Genomic DNA, 16,490 nt, shown 5'->3' with positions numbered 1-16,490 from the left:
CCCGCAGACCGCCCGCCCCGCCAAACTTGCCGTTTGTTTTTCCGCAGCAACCATGCTATACTGTTGTTATCTGACCGAAAGTGAGGGTTTTGTCCTTGTCCTCGAAAAACACCATGACACGGGATGCCATGCTGTTCCTGCCCGCCAAAATCGCGGAAGGACTGCTGGTGATCGCGTGCTCCTCCCTGTACACCCATCTGTTTTATCAATCCACGGTCGGCACGTTCAACTTCATTAACTTCAACGTGCAGATCGCCTATCTCATACTGGCCGGCTGGATGGCCAACGCCGCCACCCGCTATGTTGGAGAAGAATTCCAACATGACCAGGGGCGCGGCCTGTTCTCCACCGTATCGACCGTTTATCTGCTGATCTGCGCCGCCGTGGCAGTGTTCTGCTGCACAGCGGCAGCCGTTACCGGAGACCGGCTGTACCTCGGCTTCCTCACCATGTTCTGCAGCTATACCGTATTTCAAATTCTAAACTCCGCGCTCATCCAGCTCGGACGGATGAAAGCATCCATTTCACTGAGCCTGCTCTCTGCGGTGCTCAAGCTTGCTGTTGCCTATGTGCTGGTATACGGCATGGACAACCCCGCCTCCCCTTTCCCGGCCATTGCCGCCAATACCGTGGCGGATGGGCTTGCCGGACTTGGCGCGATCGCGGCGCTCGGTCTGCCTGCCATCGTCCGGCTGCGCTGGTTTTCCCGCGCATTATTCGGCAGGTTCCTCAAATACGGCCTGCCGCTGATGGGCGTTTCCATTTCGGTCACCCTGCTCAACCAGATCGATAAATACCTTGTCGTCGGCTTTTTCAATATGGATGTGTACGGCATCTATTCAAGCAATAACTCGATTGCCGCCGGGCTGTTCACCATGATCTCGGTCGGCATCATGCGCGGGGTCTACCCCGCCGTGCTGCGTGCGTGGCGCGAAGGCGGCCAAACCGCTGCCAAGCCCCTGCTCGATCAGGGCGTGCGCCTGTATCTGCTGATCGCCGCCCCCGCCGTTGCGGGACTGACCGCAGTTTCGCTCCCCATGTCGCGCTTCCTGTTCGCGGAAGGCTATGAGGCCGGTGCACCGGTCATCGCCTATACCGCGCTTGCCATGCTGTTTATGGGACTGACCGAATACGCCAACAAAGCCTATGAGCTGGAGCAGTCCACCGTACAGGTGCTGCAAAACAGCGCAGCCGCCGCAGTGATCAAGGTACTGTCCAGCATCGTGCTGCTGCGTGTGCTCGGCTTTACAGGCGGTGCGCTCGGTTCGGTCGTGGCATTCGCCTCATACTTTGTCATCACCTGTGTGCGGGTGCGCCGCCGCTTCCTGTTCCGCCTTGCACCGGCAAGCGTTCTGCGCATCCTGCTGTCCGCCCTGCTGTGCGGCACAGCGGCATACGGCTGCACCCTGCTGCCGGTCGGCAACCTGATGCGCCTTGTGCTGGCCGTCCCCGCCGGTGCGCTTGTCTATGCCGTCTGCATCATCGTCAGCGGCGAGGGCCGCGCCGAGCTGCAGGCCATCCGGCACCGCCTGCATCGTTGAGTTCTGTACGCGTGTGTCAAAAAAAGCGCCCCTTTCCACCGGATTTTCTCCAACCGGATCACAGGGAAACAGTTGTTGCTTTCCATAATCCTGTGCTATAATAGCGTTGTTCCACAATAAACGACCCGCTTCGCCCAATGCGGCAGCGCGGCCGACCTGAATGAAGGGAGAACCTGCACATGAAAACTCTGTACAACGGCAAAACCAAAACCGTTCTGCTCGACGAGACGACCAACGTCGTCAACCTGTTCTTCAAGGACAGCGCGACCGGTGAAAACGGTGTATTCGATCCCGGCTCCAACACCGTAGGCGGCAGCGTCGAGGGCAAGGGCCGCATCGGCCTGACGGTCTCCAAGTATTTCTTCGAGCTGATGGAGCGCAACGGCATCCCGACCCACTATCTGGGTGCGGATATCGACAAGGGTCTGATGCAGGTGCGTAACCTGACCGTTCCCAAGCTGGAGTTTGTTCTGCGCTATTTCACCGCGGGCAGCATGTGCCGCCGCTTCACGCTGGAGGAAGGCATCGTTTTCGATCCCCCGTACACCGAAGTCACCCTCAAGGATGATGAGCAGGGCGACCCGCTGATCTCCGAGCGTCTGTGCATCATGAAGGGTCTGCTGCACGAAGGCCAGTACGACGAAGCGCTTGATATCCTCGTCCGCGTAGGCGAAGTGCTCCGCGCCGAGCTGAAAAAGCTGAACCTGACCCTGATCGACTTCAAGATCGAGGTCGGCTACGATGAGAACGGCAAGATGTATGTTGTCGATGAGATCACGCCCGACATCTGGCGCGTGCGCGATGAAAACGGCAATATCCCGAACCAGATCGACTGTGCCAAGCTCATTCTCGAGCGCATCGGCCAGTGATCCCACCGCCGAAAACCAAATACAAAAAAGTCAGGCTGCAGCCTGACTTTTTTGATGCTGTCGATCGAAACCACGCAGCAGCAAGCTGCAATTTTCTATTTTATGCGCACTGCGGTGCCAAAACTTTTGTGTTTTCTGCCCAGCAGCCGGAAAACGCCGGAATACCATCGGTTTTGTCCGCCCTTTCCGCACATTTTATCCGAAAAACCTTGTCCAAACCGCAAAACCATGCTATAATATTAACCTGTATAAAAATGCTGAACAGAGAGGCGTTGTTATAATGGAAATGATTCATGAAGCAGGCCGCTACGTCGATACCGTCAAGCGCGTCTGCGATGCAGTCGGCAGCGAAGTGACCTTCCGCGGCACAGTGCACCGTGTGCGCGATATGTCGGATTTTGCTTTCGTTGTCATGCGCGTCGAGCGCGGCTTGATCCAGTGCACCTTCCAAGGGGACGAGATCGGCGGCATCAAGCGGGCAGAGATCAAGGACGCGATGGTGCTGGAAGTGACCGGTGCCGTGCACGAGGAGTCCCGCGCCGAGCACGGCGTGGAAGTGGTGCTTAGCGCAGTCAAGGTGCTCGGCCGTCCGTACGACCAGCTTCCCGTGCCGCTCGGTAAAAAATATATGGGTCTGTCGCTCGATGTTGACCTGCCGCTGCGACCGATCACCCTGCGTCATCCGATCAAGCAGGCGGTGTTCCGTGTGCAGGCAGCCATCGCGGATGGGTTTGCGCAGTATATGCAGTCGCAGGGCTTTACCCACATCCATACGCCCAAAATTGTTGTGGCCGGTGCGGAAGGCGGCGCTAACCTCTTCAAGCTGGACTACTTCGGCAATCCGGCCTATCTGGCGCAGTCCCCGCAGTTCCACAAGCAGTATCTGGCAGGCGCGCTCGGCCGCGTGTTCGAGATCGGCTCGGTCTACCGCGCCGAACGGCATAATACCTCGCGCCACTTGAACGAATATATCGGCTTGGACTTTGAAATGGCCTATATCGACTCCATGTACGATGTAATGGAGATGGAAACCGGCATGCTCAAATCCGTTATGGCTTATGTAAAGGAGCATTGCGCGGAAGAACTGGCACTGCTCAAGGCGGATATTCCCGAGATCACCGAGATCCCGACCATCCGTTTCCATGAAGCCAAGCAGATCATGGAAGAAAAGTACGGCCACAAATCCAAAAACCGTTACGACCTCAACCCGGATGAAGAAGTGCTGCTGTGCCAGTGGGCCAAGGAAGAATACGGCAGCGAGTTCGTGTTCGTCACCCACTTCCCGTCCGCCAAGCGCCCGTTCTATGCGATGGACGATCCCGAAGATCCCAAGCTGGCGCTTTCGTTCGACCTGCTGTTCCGCGGGCTGGAGATCACGACCGGCGGCCAGCGTATCCACGACTATCAGGAGCAGCTGGACAAGCTCGAGGCCCGTAAAATGAACGCCGAGCTGTTCGAATCCTTCACCATGCTGCATAAATACGGCATGCCCCCGCACGGCGGTCTGGGCATCGGTCTGGAGCGTCTGACCATGCAGCTGCTGAAGCTGAACAACGTGCGCGATGCTTCCATGTTCCCGCGTGATATGAACCGTCTGGAACCGTAATTCGACTTATTTTTCCCCCTTCTCTGCATCTTCGGAGAAGGGGGTTTTGTTTTCCACACCTAACGCCCGAGCCATCCTGCGCACAATAATGACAAAATGGAAACATTTTTGCCGGCCGTGTCACAAAAGCACGAAGTAATCCGTTATATAGGGTGAACATGTTCCTGAAAGGGGGCCGCAGGATGAACGCCCAGTCCCTTGAAGCACGCTTTGCCGATGGCTGCGAGCAGGCGCTGAATGAAGCCGTCGCGCTGTATGGCCAGCCGCTGCTGCGCTACTGCCATCACATTCTGTGCAACTACCACGATGCACAGGATGCCGTGCAGACCACCTTTATCAAAGCGTATGACAATCACAAACGCTTCCAGCCAGGTACCAGCCTGAGCGCATGGCTGTACCGGATCGCCTATACCACCTGCGTGGACATGCTGCGGCGGCGCAAGCTGCAGTTGATGTCCCCGCCGCCCGCAGCCGTCGATCCTGATTACATCGGCGAGGATGTACGCCGCGCACTGAACACGCTGACACCCGAACAGCGCGCACTGGTTTACAGCCGTGTGATCGAACAGCGCAGCTTTGACGCACTTGCCGTGATCTACGGTAAACCAGCCGCTACCCTGCGCAAGCGATATGAACGCGCCCGCAAAAAATTGGCGCAGGCGCTTGCCGGCACCCCGGCAGAAAGGAGGAAGCCGGATGAGCAATCTCACACCGGATGAACAGCGTATCCGCAATGCACTGGAACAAATCGAAACCCCGATGTACGATATCCTCAGCGCGGTCCATGCCCAGCGCGCCTGCCGCCGCGCACCGCTTCGTCTGCGCAGTCCGCAGCGGCTGCTGGCCGCCGCGCTCGTCGGCGCGCTGCTCACGGTGACCGCAGCAGCAGCCGTTGTGCAGCTTTCGGGCGGCTGGCAGGTGCTTTTCGGACAGGATGTGGTGCTGCCCGAGGATCTCGCCGTCCCGCTGCAGCAGGCGCAGACCATTGACAGCTGCACCCTGACGCTGGAAGATGCGATCGTCAGCCAAAACGATGTCGGTATCATCTATTCACTGCAGCAGGCCGATGGTACGCCTTTTCCCGAACCCGTGGATCTGGAAGAAGTCTCCCTGCTGATAGATGGCGCAGACCGGTCTACATCTTCTCAAGGGCAGACCCTGTTTACCGATGAAAATGCCGCCAAGCAATATGTGTACTATGAATTCGAACTGGATTCCGATCCCGGTGGTCATACCCTGACCCTTTCTGCCGGTCCGGCCTTCCGCACCGAGCTGAGCGATACGCTGACGACAGCGATCGATCTGTCCGCAATTTTCCGCACGCATCCGCTTCGTCTGCGTGCGGATGAAGATGCCGCCGCCCTTTATGCACAGCAGGACGCTGCCGGCGCACACCTGCCGCAATTCGGCGCCCTGCCCGCGGTATCTATGGGCGGCGTAGCGGTGGATGATACCGGGCTGCGCCTTGCGCTGTGTACGCCCTGCGAATCCGCGGCGCACACCCTATCCGCCGACATCGTCTCCGTTCTGGATACCCGCACCGGGAAAAGCATCCCAAACGATGGCAGCAGCTACTGCGAAGCGAACGGCCAGACCGTTGGTATCCGGGAATCCCGCTTTCTCGGGCTGCGTGAGGAGGATCTTCCCTTCCTGCTGCCGCAGATCATTTACACCTACCGCGAACCTGTCACAAGCCGCGCGTGGACGATCGACTTCACCGCCGCCAGTCTTCCGGCATGCAACCGGCAGATCGATCTCTCCCTGCCAGACGGGCTGCAGGTTGACCGTCTGCTCCTCTCGCCGCTCGGTCTGGAACTGGAGGGCAGCCAGCCGCCTGCGGATGACATACCGCCGGCCCCGGAGGTGCAGGTCATCCTGCGGGATGGCACCACCCTGCATACCGGCTCGGAATTCACCGGCACAAGCGGCAGCGACAACAGCAACCGCGAATGCTTCACGATCCAGTATTATTATCAATCCGACCGGCAGGGAAGGCAATTCCTGTCCACCCCCGATGTGACCGCAGTGCGCATCGGCAGCACCACCATTACGATAGCAGAGTAGAAAGCCCTGTGGGGCGAAATACCGGCAGCGCGGTGTGGGGCCGCTCTGCCGGGCTGCGGCAGCCTGTTCGTCTGAGGCTGCCGCTTTTTTCTCCCCCGCGAACCGTCCTGCGCCAGTCCAATCTACGTATTGCACAATCAGAATTGAATTTATTTGTGCAAACCTTACAAAGCGCATCCCTTTCTCCGCAAATACGGACTCAAAATGATGAAAATACAAAAAAGCGAAAATAATCCTTTTCTTTCTCATGGTTTCTGTTATAATGATAGCAGAAAAAGATTTCAGCGAACCATCATTATCAGGAGGTAATTGATTATGACCAGAGGTATCCGCGTAAAGAATACAGATGACATCCAGAAGATCAACAAGATCGTTTCCAAATATGGTTTCGATATCTGGATTCACGGCAAGAGCGGCATGGTAGATGCCAAGAGCCTGCTCGGCATGTTCCTGCTTTCGCTCAACGAGCCGCTGCAGATCGTGCTGGAGGATGACGTTGATCCGTCCGCCCTGTTCAAGGATCTGGCTGATTATCTGGAAATCGACGACGAAGAATAAAATAGATCTGTCAACCAACAAAGCCGCAGGCAATGCCTGCGGCTCAGCTTGTCGAAAAAGTCTTCGCGCCGCAGCGCGCATCAAATAGAAAATTGCAACAAGTTGCAATTTTCATAAAAACCGGGAGCATGTATCTCGGTTTTTATACAAACCGCTGTCAAGTGTGCCTGAAAGGCGCGCGCAGACAGCGAAATTTTCGATCGGAAACGTGGTTCCGATCGAGAGGCTGTTCGAAAAACCATGTTTTTCGACAGCCTCAGCCGCAGGCAATGCCTGCGGCTTTTGTTATTTTGTGATCTCATACGCGGTATAGGAATCCGCCGGCGTATATCCCAGCGTCTGCGCCAAATGCGCTGAAACCGCATTCGCCGCATCCCAAGAAGGATGCAGGCCGCGCGCCAGACAATCCAGCACCAATGCTGCGGCGCAGGCACGTGCCAGCCCCCGGCGGCGGTGCGCCGGATGGCAGTCGATCTCGATCTCGATACCGCCCGGCCAGTCCGCATAGCTCGAAGCGCCGCAGACCAACGCCCCGCCGTGCCACACCGCATATCCTGCTCCATGTGCGGCATAGGCAGCCGCATCCGGATACCCGGATACCAGATCACGGCTCCACTCACGCTGGCGGGCGGCGTAGTAATCCGCTTCCTCCATCCGCCGCAGCAGATACCCTTGCGGCAAACAGGCGGCAAAGCGGCGCAGCCGGGCAGCATCAAACGAATTATGCTTTGCAAACGCATAACGCGTGACCGGTTTGCTGCGCGGACAGTGCGTTTCCACGCACAATGCCCATGCCGGGGTGCGCGGCACCACGATCGTAAATGCCCTCTGCTGCAGCGGCAGACAAGCGGCCAGCGCTACATTTTCCTCCCCGGCCAAAAAGGTGAAATCGCCCACGCATACCGCCACCGACCGCGGCGCTGCAGCGTGATCGGCATAGCCCTTTCCCATCCGTCCGGACAAATACGACCACACCATCGGCTGTTCCCAACCGGTAAGCAGCGCTGCCGCAGCAGCCGGATCTGTCAGCGGTTCCATCATAGGATCGTCAGGGACTTAGGCGCTTCGGTCAAATTGATGCAGCCGTCCTCGATCACATACAGCATATCCTCGATCCGCACGCCAAACCGCCCCGGCAGATAGATTCCCGGCTCTGCCGTTACGACCGAACCTGCGGGCAGCGGCGCTTCTCCGCGCAGCCCGGCAGTCGGCGCCTCATGGATCTCCAGCCCGACCCCGTGACCAAAGCCGTGGCCGAACGCATCACCGTATCCCGCCTCTGTGATGACGCGACGGGCCGCGGCATCGACCGCTTTGCCGGTCACCCCCGCCTTGCAGCACGCGATACCCGCAAGCTGCGCCTGCAAAACCGTATCGTAAACCGTCTGCATTTCGTCGGTCACATGTCCGAGTGCGACCGTGCGCGTCATATCCGAACAGTACCCCTCCACAATGCAGCCAAAGTCCATTGTAATAAAATCGCCCGCCGCAAATGGCTTATCCCCGGGTACGCCGTGCGGTTTTGAGCTGTTCGCCCCTGATACCACGATCGGGTCAAACGACATGTTCTCCGCCCCATAGTGCAGCATCAGATAGGTCAGGCGCGCGGCGATCTCCCGCTCGGTCACGCCCACGCGGATATCGTTCAGCACTTCCTCATACGCCTGCTCTGCAATCCGCTGCGCGGCTGCGATCCGGCTTACCTCCTCATCCTCTTTGCACAGCCGCAGACGCTCTACGCCATCCTCCAGCCGCACCGCGGAAGCGTGCAGTGCCGCCGCCCATGTCATATATGCGGCATGCGTCAGCATCTTATCCTCAAGCGCTACGGTTTTTACGCCGTCCTGCCCGATCCGCTCGTTGACCAGCGCCGTATAGCTTGTACCACTGCTGACCTCGCAAACCTCAAACCCGGTCACCGCAGCGCGCGCCGCCTCCGCATACCGAAAATCCGTGAACAATACTGCCTGCTGCGCCGACAGGTACACCACCCCCGCAGATGACGGAAAGCCGGTCGCGTAGCGCCGGCTGATCTCGCTGGTCAGCACCATCGCGTCATATGGTGCCTGCTGCAGCAAAGCGCGCAATTCTTCAAGTTTCATTCCATGCACCTCATCCGATGATCGACTTGACCGCATCTACGGCCAGCAGATAACTGTGCTTGCCGAAGCCGGCAATCACCCCTGCACATACCGGCCCGATGACCGACTTGTGACGGAACTCCTCCCGCGCGTGTACATTGGACATATGCACCTCCACACAGGGCAGGCGCACCGCAGCAATCGCATCACGGAGGGCATAGCTGTAATGCGTGTAGGCCCCGGCGTTAATAATGATCGCGCTGCAATCCTCACGCGCCGCATGGATTCGGTCGATCAGCGCCCCTTCCGAGTTGGACTGAAAAACCGCACACGCCATACCCAGCCGTTCGCATTTGGTCACCACCTCCGCGTTGATGGCAGCCAGCGTATCCGAACCGTAAATGCCAGGCTCGCGCTGTCCGGTCAGATTCAGATTGGGTCCGTGGATCAAAAGCACTTTTTTCATCTTCGTTTCCTCCCTGTTTTTCGGATCGGGTGTTGTTTTGCCGCACAGACAATATACACACCTGTTTACGCTGTGCCGCCCTCTTGCTGCCGGAACAGCCGCTGCATTGCCACCGCATCCTCCGCCTGTGTACCGGCTGACTCACAGATAAAGGTCGGCGCATAGCCGCGGGCGGCAGCCTCCTGTGCGACCGGCAGAAAATCCGGCCCATATACCGTATCGGCAAAGGTCAGGTGCCGCACCTCGCCCTTGTCGTTATATTCGATATGAGAAAAATGCGCATGCATTTGGCGGGTGCGCTCAATACCGATGGTGTTTTCCAGCAGATCAAATAGCTGCGCGGCATCCGCCCGTGTGGACATCCCGCCGCCCGTACGGCAGTTGAGATGGCCGAAATCGATACAGGGCAGCAGACGGTCATCCGCAGCGACCAGCTCTGCCACCTCCTCCGCCGAACCAAGCACGCTTTTCTTGCCCATGGTTTCCAAACATACCGTGCAGCCGGTCAAATGCGCCTCATCAAGCGCCCGCAGGATCTGCCGCACATTTTCACGGGAATTGCGCATAGCGCGCTCACGCGTCAGCTTGCCCTGTCCGCCGCAGTGCACCACCATGCGCACCGCACCGAGCGGCACGGCAAAACGTGCGGTATCCAGCACATAGCCGATGTTTTTCTCCATACGCTCGTGCTCTTCCGAGGAAAGATTGATAAAATACGGCGCGTGTATGCTCATCTGTATCCCGTGCTGTGCTGCTGCTGCGCCGATCCGCTGCGCGGTTTCTTCCCCGCAGCGCACCCCGCGTCCACACTGGTATTCAAATGCAGTAAGACCCATGGCAGCCAGCCACGCCGGCGCGTCCTCACTTTTCTTGTAGCCTGCCGCCGTAAAAGACTCCGCGTTGCCGGCCGGGCCGAATTTCGCTTCATTCATGGTTTACTCTCGCCTCCATTCTGCGGCGACCGCACGCAATAAAGCCGCGCTCTAACTGATACCGCAAGTTGATCCAGAACAGGCGGCGGTCGATCGTCTGCACATAGCAGCTCAGTGCGCCCACACGGTTAGCGCCGAACACATCGGTAAAAATCTGATCTCCTACCACCGCGCACTGAGAAAGCGGCACACCAAGCTGTTCCGCCGCCTGCCGGAATCCCCGGCGGAACGGTTTGCAGGCGCGGCTGATAAACGCTACCCCCAGCGCCCGGCAGAACGTGCGCACGCGGTTCTCCCGGTTGTTGGAAAGCACCAGCACCTGCATCCCGCCTTCCCGCAGGCTGCGGATAAAGCCGTGCAGCCGCTCCGGCGGCAGCGCCGCCCGGCACGAAGCCATCGTACCGTCCAGATCGATCAGCACGCCGCGCACCCCTCTTGCCCGCAGCATTGCGGGAGATATCTCATAAACCGATTCAAATACATAATCGGGAATCAATTTTCTCATCCGTTCACTCCTGTATGCCTGTCGAAAGGGGCTGTCCGCTGTTTCGCGCAGATCCGCGGTATTAGCCCCATGGGTTACTTCATATAGTGTAATAGAATTTGTCCAAAAAGTCCAGCGGACGGCACACACCACCTGCCGCCCCATGCAAGGGAGTCGATCATGATGGTATATACGAAAAATCTTATTCTGGTATGCACCGGCCGCGACGCGGCACAGGCAGCCGAACGCGGCCTGCCCGTTTTGCACCTTTGCCTTGGCATTACGCCCGGCGGCGCCCTGCAGCGGCTGCAGCTTCCCACCCGGCAGACGCATTGCCTGCTGGGGCTTTGCGATCCTCCAGCCGAAATGACCGATTTTGACCCCGCCCGGCTTGCTTCCGATCTGGTATTTGAAGCGCAGCGCACCGGCGCCCCCGGCGTGTTCGCGGATTTTGAACGGGATACGCCGCACAGCCGTGCCCTGCTTACCGCCTTCGACCATGCGCTGCACGATGCAGATCTGCCCTTTTACGTGCCGCTTGCCTGTGGGCGGGCACTGCCGCACGCCATCCTCACCACACCTACCGCGCTCTCCGGCGGCAGCCTGACGGCTTACATTTCCTCCCTGCAGGGGATGTACGGCGCCGCACGGATCGCAGCCTTTCTGCAGCCGGTCTCGCAGGATTTCACCCTGCCCTCCGCCACGCCGAACGGCAAAACGCTCACCCGCACCGAACGGGAAAACCTGCTGTCCCACACCGGCTCACAGACGTTTTTCTCACGCGAGCTGTGCGCCAAATACTTCACCTATACCGATGCGGAAAACCGCGCCCATTTTGTATTGTATGACGATGCTTCCACGCTGGAAGCCAAGCTGGCGCAGCTCTCCGGCTGCGGGGTGCATACCGTATTCGCCCTGTTTCCGGATGCCGCCGCCCTTATTGATCCAGCGTAAGCGGTGCGGTCGCTGCCCGGGTCAGCTCCAGCAGGTCGGACGGCGCGCACTCGATCTGCCAGCCGATCTTACCGGCGGAAACCATCACAGTTGACACCGCGTGCACGCTTTCATCAAATACCGTAGGAAACGCCTTTTTCATCCCCACCGGCGAGCAGCCGCCGCGCACATAGCCGGTCAGTCCAAGCAGCTCCTTTACGTGCACCAGCTCAACCGATTTTTCCCCCGCGGCTTTCGCTGCTTTTTTCAGATCCAGCTCGCACGCCACCGGGATCACAAATACGTAACAGCCGCCCGAACGCCCGCGCGCGACCAGCGTTTTGAACACCTGCGCCGGGTCCTGCCCCAGCAACTGTGCGACTGACACCCCGTCGACGGCCTCCTTGCCGTGCGGATAGGTATGCGCGGTATAGGCGATCCGGTGCTGTTCCAGCACCCGCATCACATTGGTTTTATCCGAAGCCATGATTCTCGCTCCCTGTCTGCATTTTATACAGATATTATATCCGCAGATTGTATAAAATGCAATATGAACGCCAAAAAGCCCTGCTGTCTGTACTGCACCAATCCGGCAGACAGACAGCAGGGCTTTGGAATTGTTGCAGCGTGCAAAAGCCGTGAAACAAATCAGATCACCAGCTACGGCTTTTCCCCTGCTCGATCGGGCCGAACCAAAACATGATCAGGGGTTTCACCCGTTCCCACACGCTGTGCATCTTTTTCCTGTATGATTTCATGCATCGAACCCTCCCCACATGGTGCTTTACCTCTGCTTGCAGTTTTATTTTACCCCATGTATCCGAAAGCTTCCCGCATAAAACGATAAAATATTTCTTAAGATTTTATGAAACCGCCCTTACAGCTCCTCTCCGCCGTCCTCGCCCAGCGCCAGCACGGTTTCGGATTCGGCTTCACTCAGCTCTGTCACGCTTTTCAGGCGGCGGCGGATCGCGCGCGTGCGTGTACCGACCAGCTTATCCAGTTCGCGGCTGGCCTGATCCAGCCGGGTCTGTGTTTGGGTCAGACAGGCTTCAAACTTATCAAATTCGGTCTTGACCGCGCCCAACACACTCCATACCTCGCCCGATCGCTTTTGGATCGCGATTGTGCGGAAGGACATCTGCAAACTGTTCAGCAGCGCTGCCATCGTGCTCGGTCCGGCAATATTGACATGATACTCCCGCTGCAGCACCTCCACCATACCGCGGCTGACCGCCTCGGCGTACAGCCCTTCAAACGGCAGAAACAAAATGCCGAAATCCGTTGTATACGGCGGCTCGAGATACTTGTCGCGGATATCCTTTGCCTCCGCCTTCAACGTTGCGATCAGCTGCTTGGCGCAGGCATCGATCTGTTCCCGCGTCCCGTCCTCATAGGCATCCCGCAGCGCACCGTAAGTATCCCCCGGGAATTTGGAGTCGATCGGCAGCCAGACATAACTGCCGTCCTCCACCGGCAGCTTGACCGCGTACTCCACCACATTGCGGCTGTTCGGCCGCGTGGCGACATTCACCGCATACTGCTCCGGCGCAAGGATATCCTCCAAAATGGCGCCGAGCTGGATCTCACCCACGATGCCGCGGGTTTTTACATTGGTCAGCACCTTTTTCAGATCGCCTACCCCCTGTGCCAGCGTCTGCATCTCGCCCAGCCCTTTATACACCTGCTCAAGCCGGTCATTGACCAGACGGAAGGATTCATTCATCCGCTCCGACAGCGTTTTCTGCAATTTCTCATCCACGATCTGGCGCATATCATCCAGCTTTTTATTATTGTCTGCCTGCATGGCCCGCAGGTTCTGATCGACCGTTGCCCGGATATTCTCCAGATTCTGCGTGGTTTCCGCGGTAAAGCCATGCAGCCGGCGTTCAAACTGGCCAAGCTGTTCGGTCACGCTGCCCATTTTGCCGGACAGGCTGCGGTCCATGGCAGAAAGCTGCGTTAGCTGTGCCTCGCGGCCCTCCTTCAGATTTTGGCTGACCAGCGCGCCCAGCGCAGTGATTGCGCTGCTGTCCTCCGCCCGAGCAGGCGGCACGGCAGGCGCAGGCCGCCGCAGCAGCAAAATGATCACCAGCACCAACAGTACCGCCACCAGTGCCAGCGTGATAAGGGGAATGTATTGCATAAAATCCGAAGTTCCTTTCCTTTTTATAATACGTGCAGTTCCTTTGCGATGCGCTGCATCTCCTCATCGGTCGCGGCGATCACATCAGCACACGCCTTCAGATCCGCCGAAACGTGCGGCGGCACTTCCACGTCCGACTTGTAGCGCAGCTGGTGCTCCAGACTCGCCCAGAAATCCATGGCGATCGTGCGCAGCTGCAGCTCGATGTGCACCGGTTGGGTACGATCGGACAAGAAGATCGGCACCTCTAAAATCAGATGCAGACTGCGGTAACCGTTCGGCTTTGGATTTTCGATATAATCCTTACGATCGATGAGCTTCAGGTCATCCTGCCGCATCAGCATATCGGCTACTGTGTAAATATCTTCGATAAACGGGCAGATCACGCGGATACCGCCGATATCGTTCAGGTTTTCCAGCATCGACTGCAGGGAAATAGGAAAGCCGCGCCGTTTGAGCTTTCCGATGATGCTCCGCGGCGTTTTGATGCGGCTTTTGATCGCATCGATCGGGCTGGGCTTGCCGCTCAAACGCGACTCATCGCTCAAAATATCCAGTTTTGTCTTGATCTCCCGAATACCGGATTCATACAGCATCATCACCTGCTGCATCTGCATTGCAGACCGGATCAGCATTTCCTCATCATGTTCCGATAACGTATCGATCGCAAAAAAATCAGCCAATTCCATTGTGATCCCTCCGAGGCAATCCTCAGCCCTTCTGCTTATTTTCCTGCCGGTGTGCGCGCATCTTCCGCGCCGCCGGCATTATTTGTTCTATCATACCACAAAACCCTGTGTAAGACAATCCATTCACATGGTACGTTTCCACAAGATACAGTAGGATAACCAACAAGCCGCCAGTCATTGTCTATTAGCGGAAACTTTTTGCGCCATTTCGCATATTCTGTCGTCTTGCCAGCCGCACATTTTCAATAAAAAACCACCCGGAACAATGTTCCGGGTGGTTGAGCCGCTTGATAATGATCCGATAAACGGAAATTTAGCGCTTGGAGAACTGCGGTGCGCGACGTGCAGCCTTGAGGCCGTATTGAAATTCTTTGATTGCCGTTTTTCCTTGATATTCCGGGCTTTTTCGCATTTTCTGTTGTTGGTTGTCCTATTCCTTAACCATAGAAATCGGTGATTTTTCATCGAAATTCTCCTGGTTCAAAGCATCATTCACTACCTCGAAAAGTTCCTCTGGTTTATTATACTTGACCCTCGCGTAAATGTCCATAGTTGTCTTACTATTCTCATGCCCTGCCAGATACTGAACTGTCTTAGGGTCAACGCCCGCATAGAGCAGATTCGTGATGTAGGTATGCCGCAACAAGTGCGGTGTTACATCGAAATTCAGGGTATAGCGAATCTTGGGATTGTTCCTCTGCCTTGTTCCTAATGTCGGCTTGACGGTATATTTAATGCTCTGTCCATTCACATATTTATAGTAGGTTCTCTCTTTTGCAGAACGAACAACTACATACTGCCAAACTCTCGTAAACTGAGAATAGGAAAGCGGCTGTCCTTCACTGTCGGCAATCACATACTCCGATATGGAATTTGCTTTTGCTTCCCGCAGACAGTCCACCAGACACTTCGGAATGGGAATATCCCTTTTAGCTGCCTTTGTCTTTAGGACGGTGGAAATCACCGGCCTGTTATGCTCCGCGCGCCATGCCCGCCGCACAGAAATGTATGGTGTGGATTCATCCAGGAATACACAGTCCCATTGCAATGCAAGAATTTCTTCCCGACGCAAGCCGGAATACAAACCAATCATAATAAAAAGATATGGCGGAAGCTCTTTCACCGTATCCAGCAGAATTGCAACCTGTTGATCTGTTAAGGCGTCTTTCTTTTTCGATGCTTTTCCGCCCTTTGCTGAAATTCCTACACACGGATTATCGGTTATCAGCTGACTGCGCTCTGCCGAATAAAACACACACTTAATCAGCATATTTACCGTATCATACAGTCCTTTCGATTTTTGAGACAGCGGAACAAGCGCCAGACGAATATCATCCGCAGTCACTTCCTCCATATACATATCTCCCAGAGAGCTAATGACATAATTCTTCATATTCTGTCTGTATCCTTTTATAGTGGCCGTAGACACCTTTGCTGACTGCATCAGCAGCCATTTCTCACAATACTCGGCAACCGTCGGATGCTTCCGGCGAAAGATAATTTCCTCCACCTGTCTCCGGCCCTCCAACTGCTTTTCATATAATTCTTCACAAGTGGTCGCATATAAGCTGACCTGCTTTCCATCGGCATCTGTAATTCTGGTTCTGTAATACAGTGTTCCTTTTCTTGTAACCGTTCCGTACTCTGGAACGCTTTGTTTTTTCTTAGCCATACAAATCTTCCTTTCCTGATAATGAGTGTTCTTAAATTCACACCTTCTTTTTATCAGAAAGCACTAACTTAATCAAAGATACGGATTATGAAAAACAAAGAGCGAGACATCTGAACTGCACCCCATTTGTTAGACAGTATGATATACTATCTAACAGATGGGGTGATTTTTTATGCCAAAGGGAGTTTCACAAAAACGATATGCACCAGAATTCAAGAAACTGGTAGTGGAAACTATGAGGAAAGAAAATCTCAGCTGCACAGAAACAGCTGAGAGATTCGGGATCCGCCACAAGCGAGTACAGGACTGGGAACGAATCTATCTGACCGAAGGTCCAGAAGGCTTGTATATTGAGCGGCGTGGTCGAGCAGCTACAGGCCGTCCTCATAAGATTTCCAAGGATGTAGAGGAAGACCTCATTGCAGAAAATCAGCGTCTACGTGCAGAGG

At 56.3% G+C, this 16,490-nt stretch carries 17 protein-coding genes; 8 read left to right on the top strand and 9 right to left on the bottom strand.

Annotated elements, in window-relative coordinates:
- Positions 1-95: 95 nt before the first annotated feature.
- The 6 genes from T363_RS0105860 (at position 96) to T363_RS0105830 (ending at position 6,638) form a co-directional block, all read left to right on the top strand.
- Positions 96-1,541: a lipopolysaccharide biosynthesis protein gene (locus tag T363_RS0105860; protein WP_031474156.1), complete on the top strand. Its 1,446-nt coding sequence runs from the start codon at positions 96-98 to the stop codon at positions 1,539-1,541.
- 179 nt (positions 1,542-1,720) lie between these two features.
- Positions 1,721-2,410, top strand: a complete 690-nt coding sequence (locus tag T363_RS0105855; protein ID WP_031474154.1) for a phosphoribosylaminoimidazolesuccinocarboxamide synthase — start codon at positions 1,721-1,723, stop codon at positions 2,408-2,410.
- Positions 2,411-2,690: 280 nt separating this feature from the next.
- The gene (gene aspS, locus T363_RS0105845) at positions 2,691-4,016 is read left to right on the top strand and encodes an aspartate--tRNA(Asn) ligase (RefSeq protein ID WP_031474150.1); all 1,326 of its coding nucleotides are present in this window, start codon (positions 2,691-2,693) and stop codon (positions 4,014-4,016) included.
- Between the two features lie 182 nt (positions 4,017-4,198).
- Positions 4,199-4,735 (top strand): RNA polymerase sigma factor, encoded by a 537-nt coding sequence (locus tag T363_RS0105840; protein WP_031474148.1) that lies wholly within the window; start codon positions 4,199-4,201, stop codon positions 4,733-4,735.
- On the top strand, positions 4,713-6,080 hold the full coding sequence (locus tag T363_RS0105835) for a hypothetical protein (RefSeq protein WP_031474146.1): 1,368 nt from the start codon (positions 4,713-4,715) through the stop codon (positions 6,078-6,080). The genes T363_RS0105840 and T363_RS0105835 overlap by 23 nt, the downstream gene beginning before the upstream one ends.
- A gap of 315 nt (positions 6,081-6,395) precedes the next feature.
- Positions 6,396-6,638 carry a hypothetical protein gene (locus T363_RS0105830; RefSeq protein ID WP_031474144.1) on the top strand — a complete coding sequence of 81 codons (243 nt, stop codon included), beginning with the start codon at positions 6,396-6,398 and terminating at the stop codon, positions 6,636-6,638.
- 285 nt (positions 6,639-6,923) lie between these two features.
- Here the strand turns inward: T363_RS0105830 and T363_RS0105825 are convergent, their stop codons facing one another.
- The 5 genes from T363_RS0105825 to T363_RS16235 form a co-directional block, all read right to left on the bottom strand.
- On the bottom strand, positions 6,924-7,679 hold the full coding sequence (locus T363_RS0105825) for a GNAT family N-acetyltransferase (protein ID WP_078096932.1): 756 nt from the start codon (positions 7,677-7,679) through the stop codon (positions 6,924-6,926).
- On the bottom strand, positions 7,676-8,740 hold the full coding sequence (locus T363_RS0105820; RefSeq protein WP_031474140.1) for an aminopeptidase P family protein: 1,065 nt from the start codon (positions 8,738-8,740) through the stop codon (positions 7,676-7,678). Before T363_RS0105820 ends, T363_RS0105825 begins: the two co-directional genes overlap by 4 nt.
- 10 nt (positions 8,741-8,750) lie before the next feature.
- Positions 8,751-9,185 carry a type II 3-dehydroquinate dehydratase gene (aroQ, locus tag T363_RS0105815; protein ID WP_031474139.1) on the bottom strand — a complete coding sequence of 145 codons (435 nt, stop codon included), beginning with the start codon at positions 9,183-9,185 and terminating at the stop codon, positions 8,751-8,753.
- Between the two features lie 65 nt (positions 9,186-9,250).
- Positions 9,251-10,117: a TIM barrel protein gene (locus tag T363_RS0105810; protein ID WP_031474138.1), complete on the bottom strand. Its 867-nt coding sequence runs from the start codon at positions 10,115-10,117 to the stop codon at positions 9,251-9,253.
- Positions 10,110-10,622: a YqeG family HAD IIIA-type phosphatase gene (locus T363_RS16235; RefSeq protein WP_051643125.1), complete on the bottom strand. Its 513-nt coding sequence runs from the start codon at positions 10,620-10,622 to the stop codon at positions 10,110-10,112. The genes T363_RS0105810 and T363_RS16235 overlap by 8 nt, the downstream gene beginning before the upstream one ends.
- Positions 10,623-10,781: 159 nt before the next feature.
- Here T363_RS16235 and T363_RS15505 point away from each other — a divergent pair, with 159 nt between their 5' ends.
- A complete protein-coding gene (locus T363_RS15505; protein WP_051643124.1) occupies positions 10,782-11,555 on the top strand; it encodes a glycoside hydrolase family 18 protein in 774 nt (257 codons plus the stop codon).
- Here the strand turns inward: T363_RS15505 and ybaK are convergent.
- From ybaK to T363_RS0105775, 4 genes are all read right to left on the bottom strand, one after another.
- Positions 11,539-12,021: a Cys-tRNA(Pro) deacylase gene (ybaK, locus tag T363_RS0105795; protein WP_031474133.1), complete on the bottom strand. Its 483-nt coding sequence runs from the start codon at positions 12,019-12,021 to the stop codon at positions 11,539-11,541. The two genes, T363_RS15505 and ybaK, sit on opposite strands and share 17 nt — an antisense overlap.
- A gap of 390 nt (positions 12,022-12,411) precedes the next feature.
- Positions 12,412-13,680 carry a DNA recombination protein RmuC gene (locus tag T363_RS0105785; RefSeq protein ID WP_031474131.1) on the bottom strand — a complete coding sequence of 423 codons (1,269 nt, stop codon included), beginning with the start codon at positions 13,678-13,680 and terminating at the stop codon, positions 12,412-12,414.
- A gap of 23 nt (positions 13,681-13,703) precedes the next feature.
- Positions 13,704-14,369, bottom strand: a complete 666-nt coding sequence (locus T363_RS0105780) for a GTP pyrophosphokinase (RefSeq protein WP_051643123.1) — start codon at positions 14,367-14,369, stop codon at positions 13,704-13,706.
- A 430-nt stretch (positions 14,370-14,799) separates the two neighbouring features.
- Entirely contained in the window at positions 14,800-16,041 is a 1,242-nt protein-coding gene (locus T363_RS0105775) for a tyrosine-type recombinase/integrase (RefSeq protein ID WP_031474127.1), read from the bottom strand.
- A 172-nt stretch (positions 16,042-16,213) separates the two neighbouring features.
- Between T363_RS0105775 and T363_RS0105770 the strand changes: the two genes are divergently transcribed.
- On the top strand, positions 16,214-16,490 hold a 277-nt coding region (locus tag T363_RS0105770), incomplete at its 3' end, for a helix-turn-helix domain-containing protein (protein ID WP_031473167.1).

The sequence above is a fragment of the Agathobaculum desmolans ATCC 43058 genome, assembly GCF_000701665.1.
Classification (GTDB): Bacteria; Bacillota; Clostridia; order Oscillospirales; family Butyricicoccaceae; genus Agathobaculum; species Agathobaculum desmolans.
Note: the sequence above shows the minus strand (reverse complement) of the source record. Positions and strands in the feature narration are given on the sequence as shown.

Coding starts and splice junctions, on each gene's coding strand:
- T363_RS0105830 (WP_031474144.1), top strand. CDS start 6,396: ATGACCAGAGGTATCCGCGTAAAGAATACAGATGACATCCAGAAGATC.
- aspS (WP_031474150.1), top strand. CDS start 2,691: ATGGAAATGATTCATGAAGCAGGCCGCTACGTCGATACCGTCAAGCGC.
- T363_RS0105780 (WP_051643123.1), bottom strand. CDS start 14,369: ATGGAATTGGCTGATTTTTTTGCGATCGATACGTTATCGGAACATGAT.
- T363_RS15505 (WP_051643124.1), top strand. CDS start 10,782: ATGATGGTATATACGAAAAATCTTATTCTGGTATGCACCGGCCGCGAC.
- T363_RS0105775 (WP_031474127.1), bottom strand. CDS start 16,041: ATGGCTAAGAAAAAACAAAGCGTTCCAGAGTACGGAACGGTTACAAGA.
- ybaK (WP_031474133.1), bottom strand. CDS start 12,021: ATGGCTTCGGATAAAACCAATGTGATGCGGGTGCTGGAACAGCACCGG.
- T363_RS0105785 (WP_031474131.1), bottom strand. CDS start 13,680: ATGCAATACATTCCCCTTATCACGCTGGCACTGGTGGCGGTACTGTTG.
- aroQ (WP_031474139.1), bottom strand. CDS start 9,185: ATGAAAAAAGTGCTTTTGATCCACGGACCCAATCTGAATCTGACCGGA.
- T363_RS0105855 (WP_031474154.1), top strand. CDS start 1,721: ATGAAAACTCTGTACAACGGCAAAACCAAAACCGTTCTGCTCGACGAG.
- T363_RS16235 (WP_051643125.1), bottom strand. CDS start 10,622: ATGAGAAAATTGATTCCCGATTATGTATTTGAATCGGTTTATGAGATA.
- T363_RS0105840 (WP_031474148.1), top strand. CDS start 4,199: ATGAACGCCCAGTCCCTTGAAGCACGCTTTGCCGATGGCTGCGAGCAG.
- T363_RS0105820 (WP_031474140.1), bottom strand. CDS start 8,740: ATGAAACTTGAAGAATTGCGCGCTTTGCTGCAGCAGGCACCATATGAC.
- T363_RS0105835 (WP_031474146.1), top strand. CDS start 4,713: ATGAGCAATCTCACACCGGATGAACAGCGTATCCGCAATGCACTGGAA.
- T363_RS0105810 (WP_031474138.1), bottom strand. CDS start 10,117: ATGAATGAAGCGAAATTCGGCCCGGCCGGCAACGCGGAGTCTTTTACG.
- T363_RS0105825 (WP_078096932.1), bottom strand. CDS start 7,679: ATGATGGAACCGCTGACAGATCCGGCTGCTGCGGCAGCGCTGCTTACC.